The 23,599-nt window shown below is 64.2% G+C and carries 21 protein-coding genes; 18 read left to right on the top strand and 3 right to left on the bottom strand.

Features of this window, described 5'->3' with window-relative positions; genetic code table 11:
* The first annotated feature begins 96 nt into the window (after positions 1-96).
* The 4 genes from cobN to L2D14_00255 are packed head-to-tail and all read left to right on the top strand — an operon-like array spanning position 97 to position 6,717.
* Positions 97-3,861, top strand: a complete 3,765-nt coding sequence (cobN, locus tag L2D14_00270; protein WNJ99877.1) for a cobaltochelatase subunit CobN — start codon at positions 97-99, stop codon at positions 3,859-3,861.
* 33 nt (positions 3,862-3,894) lie between these two features.
* A complete protein-coding gene (cobO, locus tag L2D14_00265) occupies positions 3,895-4,521 on the top strand; it encodes a cob(I)yrinic acid a,c-diamide adenosyltransferase (protein ID WNJ99876.1) in 627 nt (208 codons plus the stop codon).
* Positions 4,522-4,531: 10 nt separating this feature from the next.
* Entirely contained in the window at positions 4,532-5,236 is a 705-nt protein-coding gene (locus L2D14_00260; GenBank protein WNJ99875.1) for a lipid-binding SYLF domain-containing protein, read from the top strand.
* Between the two features lie 32 nt (positions 5,237-5,268).
* A complete protein-coding gene (locus tag L2D14_00255; protein WNJ99874.1) occupies positions 5,269-6,717 on the top strand; it encodes a cobyric acid synthase in 1,449 nt (482 codons plus the stop codon).
* An 87-nt stretch (positions 6,718-6,804) separates the two neighbouring features.
* Here the strand turns inward: L2D14_00255 and cbiB are convergent, their stop codons facing one another.
* Positions 6,805-7,809, bottom strand: coding sequence for an adenosylcobinamide-phosphate synthase CbiB (cbiB, locus tag L2D14_00250; GenBank protein WNJ99873.1), 1,005 nt, complete (start codon positions 7,807-7,809; stop codon positions 6,805-6,807).
* 127 nt (positions 7,810-7,936) lie between these two features.
* On the opposite strand from cbiB, the gene L2D14_00245 reads away from it, so the two are divergent.
* The 9 genes from L2D14_00245 to L2D14_00205 all read left to right on the top strand — a co-directional run bounded on the left by L2D14_00245 (position 7,937) and on the right by L2D14_00205 (position 17,284).
* A complete protein-coding gene (locus L2D14_00245; GenBank protein ID WNJ99872.1) occupies positions 7,937-9,016 on the top strand; it encodes a tetratricopeptide repeat protein in 1,080 nt (359 codons plus the stop codon).
* Between the two features lie 130 nt (positions 9,017-9,146).
* Positions 9,147-10,184 (top strand): sirohydrochlorin chelatase, encoded by a 1,038-nt coding sequence (locus L2D14_00240; protein ID WNJ99871.1) that lies wholly within the window; start codon positions 9,147-9,149, stop codon positions 10,182-10,184.
* 21 nt (positions 10,185-10,205) lie between these two features.
* The gene (locus L2D14_00235; GenBank protein WNK01708.1) at positions 10,206-10,829 is read left to right on the top strand and encodes a precorrin-8X methylmutase; all 624 of its coding nucleotides are present in this window, start codon (positions 10,206-10,208) and stop codon (positions 10,827-10,829) included.
* The gene (gene cbiE / locus L2D14_00230) at positions 10,826-12,049 is read left to right on the top strand and encodes a precorrin-6y C5,15-methyltransferase (decarboxylating) subunit CbiE (protein ID WNJ99870.1); all 1,224 of its coding nucleotides are present in this window, start codon (positions 10,826-10,828) and stop codon (positions 12,047-12,049) included. Before L2D14_00235 ends, cbiE begins: the two co-directional genes overlap by 4 nt.
* Entirely contained in the window at positions 12,046-12,753 is a 708-nt protein-coding gene (gene cobI / locus L2D14_00225; GenBank protein WNJ99869.1) for a precorrin-2 C(20)-methyltransferase, read from the top strand. The genes cbiE and cobI overlap by 4 nt, the downstream gene beginning before the upstream one ends.
* Positions 12,750-14,558 (top strand): precorrin-3B C(17)-methyltransferase, encoded by a 1,809-nt coding sequence (gene cobJ / locus L2D14_00220; GenBank protein ID WNJ99868.1) that lies wholly within the window; start codon positions 12,750-12,752, stop codon positions 14,556-14,558. Before cobI ends, cobJ begins: the two co-directional genes overlap by 4 nt.
* Positions 14,559-14,576: 18 nt before the next feature.
* Positions 14,577-15,107: a hypothetical protein gene (locus L2D14_00215; protein WNJ99867.1), complete on the top strand. Its 531-nt coding sequence runs from the start codon at positions 14,577-14,579 to the stop codon at positions 15,105-15,107.
* Positions 15,104-15,868, top strand: coding sequence for a precorrin-4 C(11)-methyltransferase (cobM, locus tag L2D14_00210; protein WNJ99866.1), 765 nt, complete (start codon positions 15,104-15,106; stop codon positions 15,866-15,868). The genes L2D14_00215 and cobM overlap by 4 nt, the downstream gene beginning before the upstream one ends.
* Before the next feature lie 75 nt (positions 15,869-15,943).
* Positions 15,944-17,284, top strand: a complete 1,341-nt coding sequence (locus L2D14_00205; GenBank protein WNJ99865.1) for a (Fe-S)-binding protein — start codon at positions 15,944-15,946, stop codon at positions 17,282-17,284.
* On the opposite strand, the gene L2D14_00200 is transcribed toward L2D14_00205, so the two are convergent.
* Together L2D14_00200 and L2D14_00195 are read right to left on the bottom strand one after the other, a co-directional pair.
* Complete coding sequence (locus L2D14_00200) at positions 17,281-18,036, bottom strand: cobalt-precorrin-6A reductase (protein ID WNJ99864.1); 756 nt, start codon at positions 18,034-18,036, stop codon at positions 17,281-17,283. The two genes, L2D14_00205 and L2D14_00200, sit on opposite strands and share 4 nt — an antisense overlap.
* On the bottom strand, positions 18,027-19,172 hold the full coding sequence (locus L2D14_00195; protein ID WNJ99863.1) for a cobalt-precorrin-5B (C(1))-methyltransferase: 1,146 nt from the start codon (positions 19,170-19,172) through the stop codon (positions 18,027-18,029). Before L2D14_00195 ends, L2D14_00200 begins: the two co-directional genes overlap by 10 nt.
* Before the next feature lie 118 nt (positions 19,173-19,290).
* On the opposite strand from L2D14_00195, the gene L2D14_00190 reads away from it, so the two are divergent.
* The 5 genes from L2D14_00190 (at position 19,291) to L2D14_00170 (ending at position 23,560) form a co-directional block, all read left to right on the top strand.
* Entirely contained in the window at positions 19,291-20,013 is a 723-nt protein-coding gene (locus L2D14_00190) for an SCO family protein (protein WNJ99862.1), read from the top strand.
* Entirely contained in the window at positions 20,010-21,377 is a 1,368-nt protein-coding gene (locus tag L2D14_00185) for a cobyrinate a,c-diamide synthase (GenBank protein WNJ99861.1), read from the top strand. Before L2D14_00190 ends, L2D14_00185 begins: the two co-directional genes overlap by 4 nt.
* Complete coding sequence (locus L2D14_00180) at positions 21,374-21,844, top strand: YcgN family cysteine cluster protein (protein ID WNJ99860.1); 471 nt, start codon at positions 21,374-21,376, stop codon at positions 21,842-21,844. The genes L2D14_00185 and L2D14_00180 overlap by 4 nt, the downstream gene beginning before the upstream one ends.
* A 69-nt stretch (positions 21,845-21,913) precedes the next feature.
* Positions 21,914-22,840, top strand: coding sequence for a dihydrodipicolinate synthase family protein (locus L2D14_00175; GenBank protein ID WNJ99859.1), 927 nt, complete (start codon positions 21,914-21,916; stop codon positions 22,838-22,840).
* A gap of 9 nt (positions 22,841-22,849) precedes the next feature.
* Positions 22,850-23,560 (top strand): SprT family zinc-dependent metalloprotease, encoded by a 711-nt coding sequence (locus L2D14_00170; GenBank protein WNJ99858.1) that lies wholly within the window; start codon positions 22,850-22,852, stop codon positions 23,558-23,560.
* Positions 23,561-23,599: the final 39 nt, after the last annotated feature.

Below are 23,599 nucleotides of genomic sequence, written 5' to 3'. Positions count from 1 at the left end.
GAGGGGGCACGCATCTACGCCCTCTCCCTTGGGAGAGGGAGGGACCCGGACGCGAAGCGGACGGGAGGGAGAGGGGACAGGAGGAATCGGTCGTTAATGCATCTTCTAGCCGCACAGCCGGGCGCCATTACGGATGGCGAGGAAGCCGTCGATTTGGGTCAGACCCCGGGCGACATGCTTTTTCTGTCGGCGGCGGACACCGAACTGGCGCTGCTGGCCGACGCCAGGCGGCAGTTAAGCGATGACGCTGTCGATGTGCCGTCCCTGCGGCTCGCCAATCTGATGCAGCTCGGCCACAACATGTCGGTCGATCTGTACGTCGACGAAATTGTCGCTCACACGCGCATTGTCGTGGTCCGGATCCTCGGCGGGTACGGCTACTGGCCCTACGGCATCGAGCAGATCGCCGAGACCTGCCGCAGCCGGAACATTCACCTTGCCGTGCTGCCGGGCGACGATCAGCCCGATCCGGAACTGTCGGCGTTCTCGACGCTCAACGCCGAAGCCTGTCACCGTCTGTGGCAATATGGGGTGCACGGCGGCCCGGCCAACAGCCGCAATCTTCTGTTATATATGGCGCATCTTGCGGGCGCCGGGACCGACTGGCGCGAACCGGCGGCACTGTTACGGGCCGGGCTTTACTGGCCGGGTGCAGCAACGCCGTCGCTGGACGATGTCCGCAGCCACTGGACCGACGGGCGGCCGGTCGCGTCGCTGGTTTTTTACCGTGCCCTGGTGCAGTCGGGAAACCTTGCCGCCGTCGACGGGATGATCGCGGCTATGCAAGACGCCGGTCTCAATCCGCTGCCGGTGTTCGCGCAAAGCCTCAAGGATCCGATTTCGGCCGACACCATCGCCGGTATTTATGAAGCCGTCCCGCCGGCTGTCGTGCTGAACGCGACCGGGTTCGCGGTTTCCGCACCGGGCAGGGACTTCACGCCGGGGCCGCTCGATGCCGCCGGTTGCCCTGTGCTGCAGGTCGTCTTTTCGGGCGGTAACCGGGAAGGCTGGGAAAGCGGCACGCGCGGGTTGTCGGCACGCGACATCGCCATGAACGTGGCGTTGCCGGAAGTCGACGGGCGCATCTTCAGCCGCGCGGTTTCCTTCAAGGGCCGGGCGCGCCGTGACGATGCGACGGAAAGCGACATCGTCACCTACGAACCGGTGCCGGACCGGCTTCGCTTTGTCGCGCGGCTCGCCGCCAACTGGGCGAAGCTCGGGGGCACCCCGGCGGATGCGCGCCGCATCGCGCTGGTGCTGGCCAACTATCCGAACAAGGACGCCAGACTCGGCAACGGCGTCGGGCTGGATACACCGGCGGGCACGATCCGCGTGCTCAAGGCGCTCGACGAAGCCGGTTACAGGATTGCCGATGCCCCCGCCGACGGCGCAGCGCTGATCGAACGTCTCAAGGCCGGACCGACCAACGATTTCAAGGCGCTGGCGACACGCGCCATTTCCGAAACCCTGTCGCTTGCCGACTATCAGATCTGGTTCGCCGCGCTGGCGCCCGCCGTGCGCGAACAGGTGCTGGAACGCTGGGGCGCGCCCGAAACCGACCCGTTCTATATGCCGGGCGAGGTCGACTGCGGCAGCTTTGCGATTTCCGCGTACCGCTGCGGCAACGTCGTTATCGGTTTGCAGCCGGCGCGCGGCTATAACATCGACCCGGTGCAGAGTTATCACGACCCGGCGCTGGTGCCGCCGCACGGCTACCTCGCGTTCTATGCCTGGCTGGAGCGCGGCTTTCGCGCCGACGCGGTCTGCCACATGGGCAAGCACGGCAACCTGGAATGGCTGCCGGGCAAGGCGCTGGCGCTGTCCGAAGACTGTTTTCCGGAAGCAGCCCTCGGGCCGATGCCGCATATCTATCCGTTTATCGTCAACGACCCCGGCGAAGGCACGCAGGCCAAGCGCCGCGCCGCCGCCGTCATCATCGATCATCTGACGCCGCCGCTGAGCCGTGCCGAAAGCTATGGCCCGCTGAAGGACCTGGAACAGCTCGTTGATGAATATTACGAGGCGGCGGGTGTCGATCCGCGCCGGCTCAGGGTGCTGACGGAAAATATCCTGTCGCTGTGCCGCGCTACCGGTCTCGACGAGGACATCGGCATTGCCGTCGATGAGAGTGAAGACGATGCGCTGGCCAAGCTCGACGGTTATCTGTGCGAGCTGAAGGAACTGCAGATTCGTGACGGCCTGCATGTGTTCGGCGAAAGCCCCGAAGGGCGGCTGCTCACCGATCTTCTGGTGGCGCTGGTGCGGGTGCCGCGGGCAAACGGCAAGGATGCCGATCAGTCCCTGCACCGTGCGCTGGCGGCGGACCTGGGCCTCGGCTTCGATCCGCTGGATTGCGACATGGCAGAAGCCTGGATCGGCCCGAAGCCGGAGGCGCTGCAAACCGTGTCGGACGATCCGTGGCGCTCGACGGGTGACAGCGTGGAGCGGCTGGAATTGCTGGCGGCCGAACTGGTCGCCGGAAACAGGGACTGCGATCGGGCATGGGCGAACGCGCAGGCTGTCATGGGCTGGCTCCACGATGATCTGCGCCACCGTGTCGCCGCGAGTGGCGATGCCGAACTGGACGGTCTGCTGACGGCGCTGGACGGACGCTTCGTCGCCCCCGGCCCGTCCGGTGCGCCGACGCGCGGCCGCCCCGATGTTTTGCCGACCGGACGCAACTTCTATTCCGTCGATACCCGCACCGTGCCGACCCCGGCGGCGTGGACGCTGGGGTGGGCCTCGGCGGCTTTGCTGGTCGAACGCTATCTGCAGGACCACGGCGAGTGGCCACAAGTCATGGCGCTGTCGGCATGGGGAACATCGAACATGCGCACCGGCGGCGACGACATCGCGCAGGCGCTGGCGCTGATGGGTGTGCGCCCGACATGGGACGGCGCATCCCGGCGCGTCACCGGGTTCGAGATTCTGCCGCCCGATTTGCTGGACCGCCCGCGCGTCGATGTGACGCTCAGGATATCCGGGTTCTTCCGCGACGCTTTTCCGGCGCTGATCGATCTGTTCGACAGTGCGGTGCGCGCCGTCGCCGCGCTGGATGAGCCCGAAGCACAAAATCCGATCGCGGCGCGTGTGCGGGCCGAGACCGAGCGGCTCGTCTCGGAAGGCGTCGATGCAAGGGATGCCGGCCGGCGCGCCGGGTTCAGGGTCTTCGGCTCGAAACCGGGGGCCTATGGCGCCGGACTGCAGGCGATGATCGACGAGCAGGGCTGGCAGAACGAAGCCGACCTCGCCGGCGCCTATGTGGCATGGGGCGGCTATGCCTACGGGGCGGGGGCCGAGGGGGCTGCCGAACACGGGCTTTTCAGGGACCGGCTCGGCCGCGTGCAGGCGGTGATCCACAATCAGGACAACCGCGAGCACGATCTTCTGGATTCCGATGACTATTATCAGTTCGAAGGCGGTATGACGGCGGCGGTCAACGCCGAACGGGGCCAGCGCCCGGCCGTCTATCACAACGATCATTCCAGGCCCGAGCGCCCGGTGGTCCGCCCGCTTGAAGACGAGATCGCGCGTGTCGTCCGCGCCCGCGTCGTCAATCCGAAGTGGATCGACGGCGTCAGGCGGCACGGTTACAAGGGCGCCTTCGAAATGGCGGCGACGGTCGATTACCTGTTTGCCTTCGCGGCGACCACCGGCGCCGTCAAAGATCATCATTTCGATCTGGTGTTCCAGGCCTATCTGGACGACGCCGACGTTCGCGGGTTTCTGGAAGACGTCAACCCGGATGCGCTGCGCGATATCGCCCAGCGGCTCATGGAAGCGCAGGATCGCGGCCTGTGGTCGCCGCGCCTGAATTCGACGCGCGATGTGTTACAGCGCTTGGGCGCCCGAGGCGCTTGATAGTATAGTGGGACGCCTGAACGGAGAGAGACGATGAGCAGCAAGGACGATATGACCGAAGACGAACTGAACGCGCGCCATGCCGAGAAGATGGCCAAGAAGAAAGCCGCGCGCGACAAGATCCTCGCCACCAAGACCATCGAAAAGGGTCTCGTGATCGTTCATACCGGCAAGGGCAAGGGCAAGTCGACCGCCGCCATGGGGCTGGCCGTGCGCGCCATCGGCAACGGGATGAAGGTCGGCATCGTGCAGTTCGTCAAAGGGGTCTGGGAAACCGGCGAACGCGTCGTGCTCGACAAGTTTCCAGAGCAATGCGTAATCAAGGCCATGGGTGAGGGATTTACCTGGGAAACGCAGGATCGTGCGCGCGATATCGCCGCCGCCCGCCAGGCCTGGGAACTGGCGAAAGAAATGATTAACGATCCATCGTACAATATGGTCATCCTGGATGAACTGAACATCGTGCTGCGTTACGAGAACCTGCCCCTCGATGAAGTGATCGAGGTCCTGCAGAACAAGCCCGAGATGCTGCACGTCGCGGTGACGGGCCGTAACGCCAAGGACGAACTGATCGAGATCGCCGATTTGGTGACCGAGATGACGCAGATCAAGCATCCGTTCCGGGCCGGCGTTAAAGCGCAGGTCGGTATTGAATTTTAGGAGAATATGCATGCTTTCCGGTTTCTCGCGCCGCCGTTTTCTTTCCGTAACCGCTGCTTGTGCCGTGCTCACCGGTCTTTCCGGGTGCGCGCAACTCGATGAATCACCGGTCCTCAAGGCCGAGCATCTGGTCGATGCTTCCGTCGCCACCGTCGAGCGGTTTCAGACCCTTGAAGGGCTGCAGAACTTTTCCAAGTACCTGCCCGATTCCGTCGCCATCGCCATCTTCCCGAGCGTCATCAAGGCCGGTTTCTTCATCGGCGGCGAGGCGGGTAACGGTCTGATGATGGTCCGCACCGGTCCCGGGCGCTGGAGCGCACCGGCCTTCTATACCCTGGGCGCGGGCAGCTTCGGCATCCAGATCGGCGCCCAGGACACGGAAATCATTCTGGTGATCCGCAATCAGGGCGCGCTTGATGCGGTCCTCAAGGATCAGGCCAAGATCGGTGCCGACGCGGGCGTCACGGCGGGGATTTACGGCGTCGGTGCGGAAGCTTCGACGACGACGAATCTCGGCGCCGATGTTCTCGCCTTCGCCAACGCCAAGGTCGGCGGCTATGTCGGCGCCAGTGTCGAGGGCGCGGTGATTGCACGGCGTCAGGACATCAACGAAGCGGTTTACGGCACCGGCAAGACGCCACGCGATATCGTCACCAATCCGGCGAACCGCATGGCCCGCGCCGACCGTCTGGCCGCCGTCCTTTCCAAATATTGAGCGCCACCGGGGCAAAGCGCGCCCCGGCCCTGATGTTTCAGGGCACGGGCTCGGATGTCGGTAAATCCCTGCTGGTCGCCGGGCTCGCCCGGGCGTTCGCCAATCGCGGGCTCAAGGTCCGCCCGTTCAAGCCGCAGAACATGTCGAACAATGCCGCCGTGACTCAGGATGGCGGCGAGATCGGCCGCGCCCAGGCGCTGCAGGCGCTGGCGGCGCGCGTGCCGCTTTCGGTGCACATGAACCCGGTGCTTTTGAAGCCGCAATCCGATATCGGTGCGCAGGTAGTGGTGCAGGGCAAAGTCGCGGGCAATGCCCGGGCGCGCGATTACTACGATATGAAGGCGGGTCTGCTCGACCGCGTGCTGGAGAGCTTCGCCATCGTCGGTGACGGCGCCGATCTGGTACTGGTCGAAGGCGCCGGCAGCCCGGCCGAGGTCAACCTGCGCGATGCCGACATCGCCAACATGGGCTTTGCCGAAGCCGCCGGCGTGCCGGTGATTCTGATTGGCGATATCGACCGGGGCGGCGTCATTGCGCAGATCGTCGGCACGCACGCGGTGATCTCGGACGCCGACCGGGCGCATCTTAAAGGCTTCGTCATCAACAAGTTCCGCGGTGATGCCAGTCTGTTCGACGACGGCATGAAGATCATCGCCGAAAGGACCGGGTTGAAGCCGCTCGGTCTGGTGCCGTATTTCAAGGACGCCCGGGTGCTGCCCAAGGAAGACGCGATGGCCTTGGATAACCGCGAAGCGGAAAGTGAAAATAAAGCGATCGTCATCGCCGTGCCGCGTCTGCCGCGCATCGCCAACTTCGACGATCTCGATCCGCTGGCGGCGGAGCCGGATGTCCGTGTCGAAATCGTCGAGATCGGCGACGCCTTGCCGGGTAATGCCGATGTGGTGCTTCTGGCCGGATCGAAGGCGACGCTGGCCGATCTGGCGGCGCTTCGCGAAACCGGCTGGGATATCGACATTGCCGCGCATCACCGGCGTGGCGGTCTCGTCGTCGGGCTGTGCGGCGGCTATCAGATGCTGGGCCGCACGTTATCTGATCCCGACGGCATCGAGGGCGCGCCGGAAACCGCCGAAGGTCTCGGCCTTTTGGACGTCGAAACGGTGATCGGCGGCGACAAGTCGCTGGTCGAGGTCTCGGGCACGGAAAGCCTCACCGGGGCGCCGGTTGCGGGTTATGAAATGCACATGGGCCGCACCACCGGGAAAGATACCGAACGCCCCTGGCTGACGCTGGACGCAGGCCGCAGCGACGGCGCGGTGTCGGCGGATGGGCGGGTCATGGCCGGCTACCTGCACGGCATCTTCGCCTCGGACGATTTCCGCCATGCGTTTCTGGCCCGGCTCCGGGACGGGCGCGCCGGCGAGACCGATTACGCGGCCCGCGTCGATGCCGCGCTCGACGGCCTGGCGGCGCATCTGGAAACGCACATGGATCTGGACGGGTTGCTGGCGCTGGCGCGGTGATTTTTCCGGTCGTCACCCCGGCGCAGGCCGGGGTCCAGACTTTCAGGCGCTCTGGATTCCGGCCTTCGCCGGAATGACGCGATAGTTTTACAACTGCAGCCGCACAACCGCGATCAGCCCGACCAGTCCGCCGGTGATCAGGCACGCGACGCCATACAGATAAAGGGCGCGTTCGATATCCTTGTGCGTGGTCCGCGCGCGGCCGTCGCCCATCCAGTCATCGTGAACGGTTTCGCCGCCATAGGTGCGCGGTCCGGCGAGCGCGATGCCGAGCGCGCCGGCCATCGCCGCTTCGGGCCAGCCGGCGTTGAACGAGCGGTGTTTTCTTGCATCGCGCATCGCGGTTCGGATCGCCGCTTTCGGATTGGCGGTCGGCACGAACAGCGCGGCGGCGGCGAAGATCAGCGCCGACAGGCGGGCCGGGATCGCGTTCAGGGCGTCGTCGAGGCGGGCGGCTGTAAAGCCGAAGGCGCTGTGGCGCGGCGTCTTGTGGCCGATCATGCTGTCCATGGTGTTGACGGTCTTGTAGACGAGGATGCCGGGAAAGCCGAGCAGCACATACCAGAACACCGGGGCTGCGACGGCGTCGGAGAAATTCTCGGCCAGGCTCTCGATTCCGGCGCGCGCGATGCCCGGTGCATCCAGGCTGTTCGGGTCTCGCCCGACGATATGGCGGACTGCCTTGCGCCCGCCTTCCAGTCCTTCAAGCTCCAGTCCCCTGGCGACGCGGGCGACGGCATTGTACAGACCGCGCCCGGCCAGCAGCGTCACCAGCAGCGCGCATTCCAGAACCCATCCCCACGCAAAATGCAGCGTCAGCCACATCACGCAGGCGCCGATCACGGCGCTCAGCGCGACCATGAAGACGACGACGCAGGCCCCCCTGATGGCGCGGTCGAGCTGGGGACGTTTCGGGCGGTTCAGCTTGTCGTCGAAAAACCCGATCAGATCGCCGATCAGCGCAATCGGATGCTTGATGCGCTTGAAGACGAAGGCGGCCTCGCCGACATAGGCTTCGATCCCCATCGCAATGATGAGGAGGATCAGCGGATCGAAAGGCGACGTTGCGCCGGCAAGGCCGAGTGTAACCATGACCGAAGTTGACGACACCCGCCCCGGAACGTCAACGGAGGCCCGCCGAATTTCGGGAAACAGTTGATATTTATACGTTTTTAGCCGATTCTCTGAAACAGAGCCGGAACGGCCCAAAGGAAGCAACGTGGACCTTTCATTCGCCGAATTGCCGCAGTGGGCAGGCATTGCACTGGCTGCCGGGATTGCCGCCGTCGTCGGCGCCTTCGTCGGCATGTGGGTGGCGCGTGGCCGCGCAGGCGGCGAGCCGCGTGCGGAGTCCGATCTCGAAGATCGCGTGGATACGCCGATCGGGCGCGAAAACCCTGCCTTCGTCAGCCTGCAGGGCATTCTCAGGGCGCGCGGCATCGGCGCCAAGGAGCAGGACACCCGGCTGCGCGAGTTCGCCAGCGAATACAACATCATCCACCGCAAACTGCGCGAGCTTCTGCCGATCGGCGAGGGGCTGGCCGACAGCCAGCAACAGGCGCTGGCCGCGCTTGAGGGTGGCGAGTTCGAAAAAGCCATCACCCTGGCCGAAAAACTCGGCACGCACGAAGGCGAGGAAGGCCGTAGGCTGCGCGAGCGCGCCGGCAAAATGCTGCAGGCCGGGGCGACGGCGAAGGTCATCGCCGCCGATCTGTACATGGTGCTGATGGCGCCCGAAAACGCCCGCGCGCTTTATGAACAGGCGGTCGAGGAACTGCCCCCAACCGCCGACGAGCGCCGCGCCGAGGTGCTCAACAAGCTCGGGACTGCGTGCTATCAGAGCGGCGATTCGGATAATGCGGTGAAGGCTTTCACGCGCGGACTGCGGCTGCTTGAAAAGACGCTGGGTAACGATCACCCGGACGTCGCCACGTCGCTCAACAATCTGGCGCTGATCCATTATTCCAAGGGCCGCTACGATCAGGCGGAACCTTTATACCGGCGTGCGCTGATGATCGACGAACGCGTGCTGGGCTACGATCATCCCGGCGTCGCCACGGACCTCAACAACCTGGCCTTGCTGTACAAGAAGCAGGGTAATCTGGATGCCGCCGAGCCTTTGCTGAAGCGCGCCCTGTCGATCAAGGAGCGGACCTTCGATTCCGGCCATCCGTCACTGGTGACGGGGCTCAAGAACTATGCCTCGCTTCTGCGTTCGCTGGGCCGCACCGACGAAGCCAAGGCTTTTGAGGACCGCGCCGCATCGTTGCCGCCGAGCCGGACCGAAAGCGCGGCTTAAGGTGGCGCGGGCGCGGCAAATTTTGTCGCATCGCGGGTTTCGAAATCTGTTCTGATCTGTCATAGTCCGCGCTCAATCGGGGCCGGAGGCCATGACCAGCCCTTAAACGCACGAAGGCAAGGACCATGCAATGACAGATCAAGCCGCCGTCATGATTTGCGGCCACGGCAGCCGCGACAAAGCCGCCGTTGACGAATTCAACCAACTCTCCGTCCGGCTCAAGCAAAAGCTCCCCGGCCACGACATCGAAAGCGGATTCCTCGAGTTTGCCGAGCCGGTGATTCGGACCGGACTGGAAAAGCTCAAGGAACGGGGCGCGAAAAAGATCATCTGCCTGCCCGGCATGCTGTTCGCCGCCGGACATGTGAAGAACGACCTGCCGTCGGAAATCAATACCTTCGCCGCCGAAAATCCCGCCATCGATGTCGTCTTCGGGCGCGATCTGGCGATCGATCCGAAGATGCTGAAGGCCGCCGAGGCGCGCGTCCGTGAAGCGGTCGAGGCAGCCGGGGGCGGGACCGCGCTCGATGAAACGCTGCTGATGGTCGTCGGGCGGGGCACCAACGATCCGGACGCCAATTCCAACATTTCCAAGATCGCGCGCATGCTGTGGGAAGGCATCGGCTTCGGCTGGGCCGAGGTGAGCTATTCCGGCGTCGCCTTTCCGCTTGTCGATGCCGGCCTCGAACGCGCGATCAGGCTTGGCTACAAACGTATCGTCGTGTTCCCGTACTTCCTGTTCACCGGGATTCTGGTGCGCCGCATCTTCAAGTGGGTCGACGAGGCCGCCGAAAAATATCCCGACGTCGAATTCGTCAAAGCCGGCTATCTCAACGATCAGGACCACGTTATCGAAACTTTTGTCGAACGCTTTCACCAGGCGCTCGAAGGCGGCGAAGCGAACGCCATGAACTGCCAGCTCTGTAAATACCGCGAACAGGTGCTGGGCTTCGAGGACGAGCAGGGCATGGCGCAGGTCGGCCACCACCATCACGTGATGGGCGCCGGGGTCGAGGAAAATGCCGAGGATCACGGTGTCTTTCTGGGCCGCGGGCACGGCCACAAGCACGATCATCACCACCATCATCATGGTCATGATCACGGGCATTCGCACGGCCACGAACATGATCACGATCACGGCCATGACGACTCCGATGCCAAGTCCTGAGGCCGTCTGAAAGGCTTGATGATGGGCGAGTACCTCAAGGACCCGGCGGCGATCTACGCGCAATCGTTTGCAACGGTGCGCGCCGAAGCGCCGCTTGAGCGGTTTCCATCGGATATGGCCGAGGTCGCGGTGCGCCTGATCCATGCCTGCGGTATGCCGGCCATCGCCGATGATATCGCTTATACACCGGGCGCCATCGCGGCCGGGCGCGGGGCACTCAAGGCCGGCGCGCCGATCCTGGTCGACGCCAATATGGTCGGTGCCGGGATCATCCGCCGCCACCTGAACGGCAACGCGGTCATCTGCACGCTCGATGACGAGGGTGTTGCGGAAGATGCAAAGCGCGACGGCACGACCCGTTCCGCTGCCGCCGTCGACCGCTGGGCCGCGAAACTGGACGGTGCGGTGTGCGTCATCGGCAATGCACCGACGGCACTGTTCCGGCTTCTGGAACTGATTGACGACGACGCACCGAAGCCCGCCGTCGTGCTCGGCTTTCCCGTCGGCTTCGTTGGCGCGGCGGAATCCAAGGAGGCGCTGGCAATGAATACACAAGGGCTTGAATACATCACTCTCAAGGGCCGCATCGGCGGCAGCGCCATTGCTTCGGCGGCGCTCAACGCATTGGCCGGAGGTCTGCAATGAGCCTGCCCATCACCGTAATCGGGATCGGTGAGGACGGCCTTTCGGGGCTGTCCGTTGCGGCACGCGAAGCACTTTCAGGGGCGACGCTGGTGTGCGGCGGTGAACGCCATCTCGCCATGCTCGACGATGACGCGGCGTGTGAACGTCTAGCCTGGGGCAAGGACATGTCGGTCGATATCGAAGCCATCGGCGAACGGGCGGTGGCGGAAAATATTTGCGTGCTGGCCAGCGGCGATCCGCTGAACTACGGCGTCGCGATCCGCATGATCAGAATCCTCGGCGCCGATGCGGTGCGGGTGCTGCCTTTCCCAAGCGCGTTTTCGTTGGCGGCGGCGCGCATGAACTGGCCGCTCAGCGATCCCATGCTGCGGACGCTGAGCGTGCATTCGCGCCCGCTGGCGGCGCTCCGCCGCGATATCCAGCCGAACCTGAAGCTGATCATTCTCAGCCGCGACGGCGACTCGCCGGCCGAAATTGCCGAAGTGTTGGCATCGATGGGCTACGGGCAAAGCCCCGTCACCGTGCTTGAACGGATCGGCGGCGATGCGGAAGCCCGGAGCGAAGGCCTCGCCTGCAACGGCTTCGATACGGACTTCGACAATCTGAATACGGTCTGCGTCCACTGTGTCGCCGATGCCGACGTGATCGCGCTGTCGCGTGCGCTCGGCCTTGCCGACGATGCCTTCGATCATGACGGCACCATCACCAAGCGCGATGTGCGCGCCGTGACGCTGGCGGCGCTGGCGCCCAGGCCCGGCGAAATGCTTTGGGATATCGGCGCCGGAAACGGCACCGTCGCCATCGAATGGCTGCGTACCGAGCCATCGGCCGGTGCTGTCACTTTTGAGCACGAACCCGAGCGGCTGAAACGCATTCTCGCCAACGCGGAGAGACTGGGCGTGCCGGAACTGATCTCCGTCGAAGGACATTTCCCCGACGACACCCCGGATGACCTGTCTGCGCCGGATGCGATATTCGTCGGCGGCGGCATCGCGCGTAACAGCGACATTCTCGTCGCCGCCTACGATGCGCTGAAGCCGGGGGGACGTATCGTCGCCAATGCGGTGACGCTCGAAGCGCAGGCGCATCTGCTGACAGCGGCAAGGGTCATGGGCGGCGAGATGGTCCGCATCGGCATCGCCCAGGCGGCGCCGGTCGGCAGCATGACGGCACTGAAACCGGCCATCGATGTCCTGCAGTGGCGGAAGGTGAAATCATGAGCGGGCGTCTGTATGGGCTCGGCGTCGGACCGGGAGATCCCGAACTTCTGACCCTGAAGGCCGTGCGCCTGATCGCCGAGGCCGACGTCATCGCCTATCCGGCACCCGCCGACGGTACCGAAAGCATGGCCCGCGCCATCGCCGCGCCGCACATCCCGGCGGGCAAGATCGAGATTGTCATCGAAACGCCGATGATCCCCGGCCGCTTCCCGGCCAACGATGTCTATGACCGCTACGCCGTCGACATCGCCGGGCATCTGCGCGACGGGCGCAACGTCGCCGTGCTGTGCGAGGGCGATCCGTTTCTCTATGGCTCGTTCATGTATCTGTTCGGCCGTCTGGCCGCCGACTTCGAAAGCGAGGTTGTGCCGGGTGTCTCGTCGCTCGGCGCCTGCGCGGCGCGGGCCGGTCAGCCGCTGGTATCGCGCAATCAGGTGCTGGCAATCGTTCCGGCACCGCTCGATGAAGCCGATCTGGAAGCACGCATTGCCGCGGTCGATGCGGTGGCGATCATGAAGGTCGGGCGGCACCTGGAAAAGGTCCGCACGGTGCTGGCCAGACTCGGCCGGCTGGAAACGGCGGTTTATATCGAACGCGCCACACTGGCGGATGAAAAGATCATGCCCTTGAGCGAACTCGATGCGGCGCGCGCGCCCTATTTCTCGATGATCCTCGTGCGCCGGGCGGAAAAGGCAGACGCATGAACGCATCCGCACCCATATTCGTCGTCCTGACCGGCGCCGGTGAAAAGCTGGCGCGCAGGCTGGCCCCGGCGTTCTCGGCTGCCGAGGTGCACGGCCTCGCGCACCGCACCGAAAGCCCCGACCGGACGTTCACGGATACCCTGGCACATATTTGCGAACTGTTCGCCGCCGGTAGTCCCGTCATCGGCATCTGCGCGGCGGGCATTCTGGTCCGAGCCGTGGCCCCGGTGCTGAGCGACAAGCGCGTCGAACCGGCGCTGATCGCGATCGCCGAAGACGGCTCGTGCGTGGTTCCCGTGCTGGGTGGGCATCGCGGCGCAAACAAGATGGCGCGTGACATCGCGGGGATGCTCGGCATCGGCGCCGCGGTAACGACGGCGGGGGATATTGGCCTCGGTTTCGCGCTCGACGATCCGCCGTCCGGCTGGCGCATCGCCGATACGGCTCCGGCAAAAGCCGTCATGGCGGCGATGCTGAACGGCGAAGCAATCAGGCTCGAGCGCGATGCACACGTTGCGAAGGCAGACTGGCTGCAGGTGCCGCGTATCGACGCCGCCGCGGCCATCGGGGTTTGCCTGACCGATGCGGCCCTGACACCCGATGACGCGACCCTCGTCATTCATCCGCAGATCCTTGCCGTCGGCGTCGGTTGCGAGCGCAATTGCGCGCCCGGGGAATTGGCGGCACTGGTGATGGAAACCCTTGCCGATGCCGGTCTCGCCAAAGACGCGGTGGCGTGTGTCGTCTCGCTCGATCTCAAGGCCGACGAACCGGCGGTGCTGGCGCTGGCCGAATCACTGAACGCGCCGGCGCGCTTTTTCGATGCCGAAACGCTGGAAGCCGAGACGCCGCGCCTTGAAAGTCCTTCCGACGTGGTGTTCGCCGAGGTCGGCTGTCACGGTGTTTGCGAAGCGGCGGCGCTGGCTGCAAGCGGTGCCGACGGGGTGTTGATCGTCGCCAAGCGGAAATCGGCCCGCGCCACCTGTGCCGTCGCCCGGGCAACGGTACCGATCGATCCCGAAACCATCGGCCGCGCCCGGGGCCGGCTTTCGATCGTCGGCATCGGCCCCGGTCAGGCAGCATGGCGCACCCCCGAAGTCAGCGCCTGGCTGGCGGAGGCGACGGACGTGGTCGGCTACGGTCTCTATCTCGATCTTTTGGGCAGCGCGATTGCCGGCAAGCAGCGGCACATGTCCGAGTTGTCGGAAGAGGAAGCCCGGGTGCGCCGCGCCATCGAACTGGCCGCCGAAGGCCGCGAAGTGGTGCTCGTCAGCTCCGGCGACGCCGGCATTTACGCCATGGCGGCGCTCGCTTTCGAGGTGCTGGACCGTGACGACGATCCGGCGTTCAACAGGGTCGCGGTCAGGGTCAGTCCCGGGATATCGGCCGTGCAGGCGGCGGCGGCCCGGATCGGTGCGCCGCTCGGCCATGACTTTGCGCTGATCTCGCTGTCCGATCTTCTGACGCCGTGGGTGGTGATCGAACAGCGTATCGAAGCGGCGGCACGTGGCGATTTCACGGTCGCGTTCTATAATCCGGTATCGAAGCGGCGCCGGACGCAACTGGCGGCGGCGAAGGAAATCCTGCTCCAGCACCGGCCGGGTGATGTGCCGGTGGTGTTGGCGCGCAATCTTGGCCGCGAGGAAGAAGATGTGCGGGTCATCACTTTATCCGCGCTGGAAGTTGATATGGTGGACATGCTGACACTGGTTCTGGTGGGCTCGCGCGCAACGCGCCATATCCGGCGCGGCATGCACGAATGGGTTTATACGCCGCGTGGCTATGCCGCCAAGCTGGCCGAATGACATAACCGGAGAAACATCATGAGAGTTCTGATTTTGGCCCTGTTGGGTATTTTTGCCGCGACGCAGGTGCACGCACAGTCGACACCGCCGGCGCAGGGAACGAACGCCGGAAGCGTTCTCGGCGATCTTGCCGACATCGTCTTCAAGGAAGCGGAAAGGCGTGTCATCAAGGAATATTACGACAAGGTTCCGGGTGCGAAGCGGACCGGTGATGACGACGATGACGACAAGGACAAGAACGGCAAGAAAGACAAAGCCAAGAAAAAAGACAAGGGCAACAAGGGCAAGGGCGCCAGCGGCAAGGGCCGCGGCAACGGCCTGCCGCCGGGTCTGGCCAAGCGCGCCCAGTTGCCGCCGGGTCTTGCCAAGCGCGGCAATCAGCTGCCGCCGGGTCTGATGAAGGGCGACCTGCCACCCGATCTTGAAGACAGGCTCGGTAAGCTGCCGAAAAATGTCGAGCGGGTCGTTGTCGACGATGACGTGCTTCTGGTGCAAAAGGGCACGGACCTCATTCTCGATGTCCTCGAAGGGGTGATCAGAGGCCAATGACCGTTCATTTCATCGGTGCCGGACCGGGCGCCGCCGACCTGATCACGGTGCGCGGTCTGAAGCTTATTCAGGCCGCCCCCGTGGTGCTCTACGCCGGCTCGCTGGTGCCCGAAGCGATCATCGCCGAGGCGCATCCGGATGCGCTGGTGATGGACACGGCGCCGATGCATCTCGACCAGATCGTCGAGGAAATGCAGAAAGCCGCTGCCGCCGGCAAAGACGTGGCCAGAGTGCATTCGGGCGACCCGTCGCTGTACGGTGCGGTTGCCGAGCAGATGCGCAGGCTCGACGCCCTCGGCATCGATTACGACGTGACGCCGGGCGTGTCCGCCTATGCGGCGGTTTCGGCGGCGTTGAAAAAGGAACTGACACTGCCCGACGTGGCGCAGACGGTGATCCTGACCCGGACCGCCGTGCGCTCGTCGTCGATGCCGACGGGCGAAGACCTCGACACGCTGGGCAAGAGCGGCGCGACGTTGGCGATCCATCTTTCCGTCAATAACCTGGCGCATGTGCAGCGCAGCCTGATCCCGCATTACGGCGCCGACTGCCCGGTCGTCGTCGCCTATCGTGTGACATGGCCGGACGAGATGTTCATCGAAGGCACGCTTTCGGATATCCGCGACAAGGTGAAGGCGGCGGGCATCACCCGTACGGCGCTGATCATGGTCGGCCGTGTCATGGGACCGGAAACGTTCGAGGATTCCAGGCTCTATGCCGAGGACCATCATCACGTCCTGCGCCCGCGCACGGCTAGCTGAAAATGTTGCCATAACAATGGCTTGATTGACGCTTTTCAGCGGACCCCATAGCGTGGCTTCACGATGGAGGCCGCCATGCGCACAACCGTTGAGAGCTTTATCGCCGATCTGGATCGCCGCATCGACGGCATCGTCGATGCCTGCACGGTGTGCGGCAAATGCGCCGAGGTCTGTCCGACACCGTTACTGGCCGGGATCGGCGAGACGCCTGCGCAAGCGCTGGCCGGTGGGATTATCGATATCCTCAAGGGGGACGCGCATCTTTCCGAAGCCGAAGTATGGGCCAGAACGTGCTGCGGTACGGCGCATTGCATCGACGCCTGCGCCGAGGGGATCGATCCGCGCTTCATGTTGACCATGGCGCGCCGCCGCCTCAACGAGCGGGGCGCGATGGACGAGCGCCGCGGCACCGGGCGGGAAATGTTCCAGGCGATGAGCCGGGGCGTGCGCCTGCTGTCACGCCTGCAGCTTTCGCCGGACGTGCTGGCGCGGCTTAATCCGCCGGCGAAACGCGCGGCACCGGAACGCGCCCCCGATCTGGTTTTCTATACCGGCTGCAATTTATTGAAGACGCCGCATATCGGCCTTCTGTGTCTGGACGTGCTCGACAAGCTGGGCGCGACCTACGAGGTCTACGGCGGCCCCGGCAATTGCTGCGGCGTGCTGCAGTTTCGCCCCGGCGATACGGACAACGCCGCGAGGCAGGCGCTGACGACGATTCAGCGGTTTCACGAAACGGGCGCCGCCGAGGTGCTGGCATGGTGTCCGACCTGCCAAATCCAGTTCGGCGACATCGCCCTGCCGTCGGTCGAGAAAGCCGACGGGCCGATGTTCGACATCAACATGTTCCCGGTCTATATGGCGCGCCGTCTCGACGAGATGAAAACGCTGATGACGGCGCCGGTCGAAAAGAAAGTCGCGCTGTTCGAGTTCCCCGGCGCGCGCGGCGTAAGTGACGCGGTGCAAAACCTGCTGCGGGCGATCCCCGGGCTTGAACTGGTCGATCTGGATCTGGAACGGGCCGGTTATCAGATGTCGTCGCTGGAGACCCTGCCGGGGTATCGCGAGGAAACCATTGCGCGCGTCCTGCACGCTGCCGAAAAGGCCGGCGTGACGACACTGTGCAGCGTGTTCCATGCCGATCACCGTGAAATTTCATCGCACGAAACCGCGTGGCCGTTCGAGATCGTCAACTACATGGAACTGATCGGTGCCAGCATCGGCATCCGCCACGAAGATATCTTCAAGCGGCTGAAAGCCATGCAGGATGTCGATGCCATCGTTGCCGAGGCGGCGGACAGCATCGCCGCGCACGGGCTCGATCTGGAACAGGCAAGGGATGCGGTGGCGTCGATCATGCTGGGTGAGCAGTTTCTGCCGATCGACCGGACGCGGCATCCCGACGTCGGCGACTAACCCAAAAGTGCCTCGGCGCGGGCCAGCGCCGCTTCGACATCGGCGACGGTATCGCCGCCGGGCAAGGGTGGGCGGTCGATCATAATGACCTCAATGCCGAGTGCGCGTGCCGCCTCGATCTTGGCATAGGTGGCCGCGCCGCCGGCATTCTTGGTGACCATCAGATCGATTCCGAGTAGACGCATCAGCGCCGTCTCGTCGTCTTTAATATAGGGCGGTGTGCCGATGACGATTTCCGCGTCGCCGAGGGGCAGCGGCGTTTGCGGCTTTTCGATCAGCCGCACGAACAGTTTGCTCGTGCGGATCGGGGCAAAGGCGGCAAGGTCGTTGACGCCGGTGGTGATCAGGCAGGCATCGGATTTCCGGGAAATTTCACGCACCGCCGCGTCGAGGCTCGGGACATGGATCCAGCGGTCGCCGGGCTGTTCCGTCCACGCTGGGCGGTCGAGCACAAGGCGCGCCACCCCGGCTATGTCGCTGGCCTCGGCGGCGTGGCGGGTGATTTGCTGCGCATAGGGGTGCGTGGCGTCGATCAGCAGCGTGGCGCCGACGTCGCGCAGATAATCTGCCAGTCCCCGGGCGCCGCCGAAGCCGCCGTTGCGGACCTCGCCTTTCGGGTGCTTCGGGTTTTTCGTGCGCCCGGCCAGCGAGGTGATGACCCGCAAGGCGTCGCCGTGTTTGTCGACCAGCGCGTCGGCGAGCTTTCTGGCCTCTGCGGTGCCGCCCAGGATGACGAGGGTCTTCACGGACATGCTTCGTGGCCACGCTCGCTGGTGCCGGCCGGATTGCCGGCACGGTCATAGACGACGACGCGGATTTCCGTTTCGCCGGCCAGCGAAGCCATGGCGGTTTCCCGCGCACCCCGGGCGATGGCGTCGGCCAGCGGAATGCCGGCCTTGTTGCACAGCTCGAGCGCTTCCATGGTGGTGTTGGCCTTCGATATCGCATTGGCGAGGGGCGCGTCGGCGCCGTGTTCGAGCGCGGTTTCGGCGAGCTTCTGCATATCGACCGAGGACCGTTTGGAGTGCAGATCGAGATGGCCCTGTGCCAGCTTGGCGAGCTTGGCCGCACCGCCGACGATGGAAAGTTTCGGCGCGGGGTGACGGCGCAGGTACTTCAAAAGGCCGCCGGCGAAGTCGCCCATGTCGATGAAGGCCTGTTCCGGCAGTTCCGGATGGTCGCGCATGGCGGCGGCTTCGGATGTCGACCCGGTGGCGGCGATCAGGTGATCGATCCCCTGCAGGCGGGCGACGTCGATGCCGCGATGGATCGAATTGATCCACGATGCGCAGGAAAACGGTATGACGATGCCGGTGGTGCCGAGAATGCTCAGCCCCCCCTTGATGCCGAGGCGCGGGTTCATGGTCTTTTCGGCGATTTGCGCGCCGCCCGGAATGGAGATCGTGATTTGCAGATCGCATAACGCATCCATTTCCTCGGCGACGGCGTTAACTGCGTCGGTAATGATGGCACGCGGTCCCGGATTGATGGCCGGTTCGCCGACCGGGACGGGCAAACCTGCAAGCGTCACCGTGCCGACCCCGTCGCCGGCCTTGAAGACGATCCCGTCACCCGGATTCAGGGGATGGACTTCGGTAATGATTTCGGCGCCGTGCGTGACGTCGGGGTCATCACCCGCATCCTTGATGACACCACAGCGCCAGCCTTCCTGCGTCCGTTCGCAACGGCTGAGTGCGAACGTCGGCGCTTCGCCCTTCGGCAGGCGCACGGTGACGCTGCTTTGCGCCCGGTTTTCCAGCAGCGCGCGGAACGCCGCCGCCGCGCCGGCCGCGGCGCAGGTGCCCGTGGTCCAGCCGCGGCGCAATTCACCTTCGGGTTTGCGTGCGGGTTTGCGCGCGGGCGCATTGTTTGCCGGTTGCGTTGTCATGCGCCCGAGTGTAGGCCGAACAGGAGCCTGCGCCAACGTCTGGCGCACGCAAGCGGACTTGATGATATGCCGCATCCTCGTATGATTGGCGGGCGCGCACGCAAGGACTGGAAGTATTATGGCCGACGATAAAAAAGAACCCGATGCCGGGCCCGGACAGACGCCGGAAATGCCCAATGTGCTGGACCCGATAGAGCCCGAAGCGGCAGCGGAAAAGCCGAAAAAGAAGTCCGGCGGCAAGCTTTTGCTGCTGCTGGTCGGGATTGTCGTCGTCGCCTTTGTGATCGTGCTTGCCGGCACGGAATATTTCGACAAGCGCGGCGGCACCGGCAGCTTGCTCAGCAGCAGCGGCCCGTCGGTCGGCGGCCCTTTCACGCTGGTCGATCAGAACGGCAAAACCGTTACCGACAAGGACTTCCTCGGCCGCTATTTGCTGATTTATTTCGGTTATACCTATTGCCCCGATGTCTGCCCGACGGCGCTCAGCGACATCGCCAGTGCACTGGACATGCTGGGCGAGGAAAAGGCCGCCAAGATCACGCCGGTGTTCATCAGTGTCGATCCGGGCCGCGATACGCCCGAGCATCTGGCCGAATATGTATCCTTTTTTCATCCGCGCACGATCGGCCTGACCGGCAGCGAAGAGCAGATCAAGACCGTGACGCGTGAATACAGAGTCTATTTCCGGATCAACGAACCTGAGAGCAGCGATGCGCAGGATTACCTCGTCGATCACACTTCGATTATTTATCTGGTGGGGCCGGACGGGAAACTGATCACTCATTTTTCGCACGGCACCGAACCTCAGGCGATGGCCGAGAGGATCGGGAAGCTTCTGTGACAGCCCGCAGATTATCGGGCGTTCCCGGCAGCGGCCTGATCATCGCCGCACCGTCTTCTGGCGCGGGCAAGACCCTGATCACGCTCGGCCTTCTTCGGCATCTCCGCGAAACCGGGATCGACGTGATTTCGGCGAAAACCGGGCCGGACTATATCGACCCGGCATTTCACACGGCGGCGACCAACCGGCCGTGCCGTAACCTCGATCCATGGGCGATGCGCGCGGAAACCCTGGAGGAATTGGCGGGCGACATGGCGGCAAAGGCCGACGACATCGTCTGTGAAGGGGTCATGGGCCTGTTCGATGGCGCCGTGCCGAGCGACGATATCCACGACGGTTCGACTGCCGCGCTGGCGGAAATCACCGGCTGGCCGGTGATTCTTGTGATCGATGCATCGAAGCAGGCGGCGAGCGCCGCCGTGCTGGCCAAGGGGTTTGCCGCGCACCGCAAGGGCGTCGATATCGCCGGCGTCATTTTCAACCGTGTCGGCGGCGCCCGGCACGTGGAGATATTGACGGACGCCATGAAGCGGATCGCCCCCGATCTGGAAATTTTCGGTGCGCTACCCCGCAACGAAAGCCTCGAATTGCCATCCCGCCATCTTGGCCTGATACAGGCGCGCGAACATACCCAGCTCGAGGCGTTTCTCGACAAGGCCGCCGACTGGATCGGTGAGCACCTGGATATTGCCGCCCTGCGCCGCACCATGCGGCCGTGGCCGGTGCGCCCGAAATCCGACGCACCGCTGCTGATCCCGCCGCTGGGGCAGCGTATTTCGGTGGCCCGCGACGATGCCTTTGCCTTTGCCTATCCCGCCGTCCTTGAAGGCTGGCGTGCGGCAGGCTCGGAAATCAGCTTTTTCTCGCCGCTCACCAACCAGGCCCCGGATCCGAAAGCAAATGCGATCTATCTCCCGGGCGGCTATCCGGAACTGCACGCCGGGCGGATTTCGGCGAATTGGGACTTCATGGACGGTCTGCAACAGGCGGCAGACGCCTCGAAGCCGATCTTCGGGGAATGCGGCGGGTACATGGTGCTGGGCCACGGTCTGACCGATGCCGAGGGGCGGCGCCACCCGATGGCCGGGTTGCTGCCGCTGGAAACCAGTTTCGCCACCCGGCGCCTGCATATCGGCTATCGCCGCGTCACGCTTTCCAAGGCCGGTCCGCTGGGCGGGGCCAGGACACGCTTTCGCGGCCACGAGTTTCACTTCGCAACGGTCGTCGAGGAAGGCCCCGGCCTGCCGTTGTTCCGCGCCGAGGATGCGAGCGGCCGCGAATTGGGCGAGACCGGGCTGGCCGACCGCCGCGTCGTCGGTTCGTTCATCCATCTGATCGATCTCGAGCGGGCGGACGGCGCATGATCGGATTTCGCGGAAAGAAAAAGGCCGGCACGGATGAAGTGCCGTTCTGGAAGCGCAAGGCGCTTAACGAAATGAGCGGACCGGAATGGGAATCGCTCTGCGACGGGTGCGGCAAATGCTGTCTCAACAAGCTCGAAAACGAGGATACCGGCGAGATTCTCTATACCAATGCCGCCTGCCGCCTGCTTGATCTCGACACCTGCCGTTGTACGAGTTATGAGGATCGTCAGCGGTTTGTGCCCGATTGCCGCCGACTGACGCCGCAGAACGTCGGCGCGATACCGTGGTTGCCGATGTCGTGCGCTTACCGCCGTCTTGCCGAAGGCAAGGACCTGGAATGGTGGCACCCGCTGATTTCCGGGACCACCGATACGGTGATCGAAGCCGGAATCTCGGTGTTCGGGCGGATCGTGTCCGAGCGAGATGTCGAAGACATGGAAGATTATGTTGTAGACTGGCCCAAGTGAGGCCAGATAAAGCCCATTGATGATGAATCTTGTTGAATTGAAGAATCAAAGCCGTTGGAGGAACCCACGTTGAGCCAGTCACCCTATAAAGGCGTTTTCAGCGCCGTCGTCACCGCGGTCAAGGAAGACCGTTCGCCCGATCTCGATCTCATGGCGGAACACTGCAAATGGCTGCTCGCCAACGGTTGCGACGGGCTTGCCGTGCTCGGCACCACGGGCGAGGCGAATTCCTTCGGCCTCAAGGAGCGGATCTCGATTATCGAAGGCGTCGTCGCGCGCGGTGTTCCGGGTGACGTTTTGATGCCGGGGACCGGCTGTTGCGCCGCTATCGACACCATCAATCTGACGCAGGCCGCGATCAACGCCGGTGCCAAGGGTGTGCTGATGCTGCCGCCGTTCTATTACAAGAACATGAGCGATCAGGGACTGTTCGATGCCTTTGCCGAGGTCATCGACACCATCGCCGACGACCGGCTGAAAATTTACCTGTATCACTTCCCGCAGATGTCGGGTGTGCCGATCACCTATGACCTGATCGAAATGCTGCTGAAGGCGTACCCGCAGACCGTCGTCGGTATGAAGGACAGCTCCGGCGTGTTCGAGAACATGGCCGGTGCGGCGGAAAAATTCCCGGGCTTCGCCGTGTTCTCGGGGGCCGACGATCTGATGCTGCCGCTGTTGAAACGCGGCGGTGCCGGGTGCATCACGGCGGCGGCCAACGTGTCGTCCTTCCTGAACGGGACGGTTTATAACGGCTGGGTCGCTGAAGGCGAATCCGCCGATGTTCTGGCCGCTCATGAAACCCTGAGCGCCATGCGCAAAGCGGTTTCCGGCTATCCACTGCCGCCGGCCCTGAAGGCCCTGACGGCACGCAATACCGGCAATGCCGGCTGGGAAAACCTGCGCCCGCCGTTCGTGCCGTTGTCGGACGCGGATCGCGCCGCCCTGTTCGAGGCCTTTGACGCCGTCGGCACGCCGATCCCGGCGGCGGCCTGATCCAGCACATTGGCGGCCCGCAGACAAAGCAAGGAATTCAGCTTTGATCTCGAGGGCCGCCCCGTGCCGGTCACGATGCGCAGGAACCGTCAGGCGCGGCGTATCATCCTGCGCGTCGATCCGAAAACAGACGGCGTCAAACTGACGCTGCCATGGCATGCGTCGGAAGCCGAGGCGATCGGCTTCCTGCACAGCCAGACCGCGTGGCTTTTGCGCCGGCTGGAAAAACTCCCCGAACGGATTCCGTTCGAACATGGCCGGACCATCCCGATCCTCGGCGACGATCATCTTATCGAACACCATCCCGAGGCCCGGCGCGGGGTGTGGCTGGACGCGGGGCGCGTCTGTGTGTCCGGCGATGCCGATCATCTGGCGCGCAGGCTCGGCGACTGGCTGAAAAAGGAAGCCAAGCAACGGCTGTCCGACCTGGCGCTGGATAAAGCCGATGCGCTCGGCGTCAGGGTCGGCCGCGTTACGGTGCGCGATACCACGTCGCGCTGGGGTTCGTGCGCGCATGACGGCTCGCTGAATTTTTCATGGCGAATGATACTGGCGCCCGATTTCGTGTTCGATTTCATCGTCGCGCACGAAGTCGCGCACATCATCGAACGCAATCACGGCCCGCGCTTTCATGCCCTCGTCAACACGCTGACCCCGCACGAGGAACAGGCGGAAGCGTGGCTCAACGCCTATGGGCAACGGTTGCACCGGATCGGCTGATTTGACTCGCATGCGATATAGCATAATTTGAACTCTGAA

The sequence above is a fragment of the Thalassospiraceae bacterium LMO-JJ14 genome (genome assembly GCA_021555105.2).
In the GTDB taxonomy this organism is placed as follows: Bacteria; Pseudomonadota; Alphaproteobacteria; order Rhodospirillales; family Casp-alpha2; genus UBA4479.
Note: the sequence above shows the minus strand (reverse complement) of the source record. Positions and strands in the feature narration are given on the sequence as shown.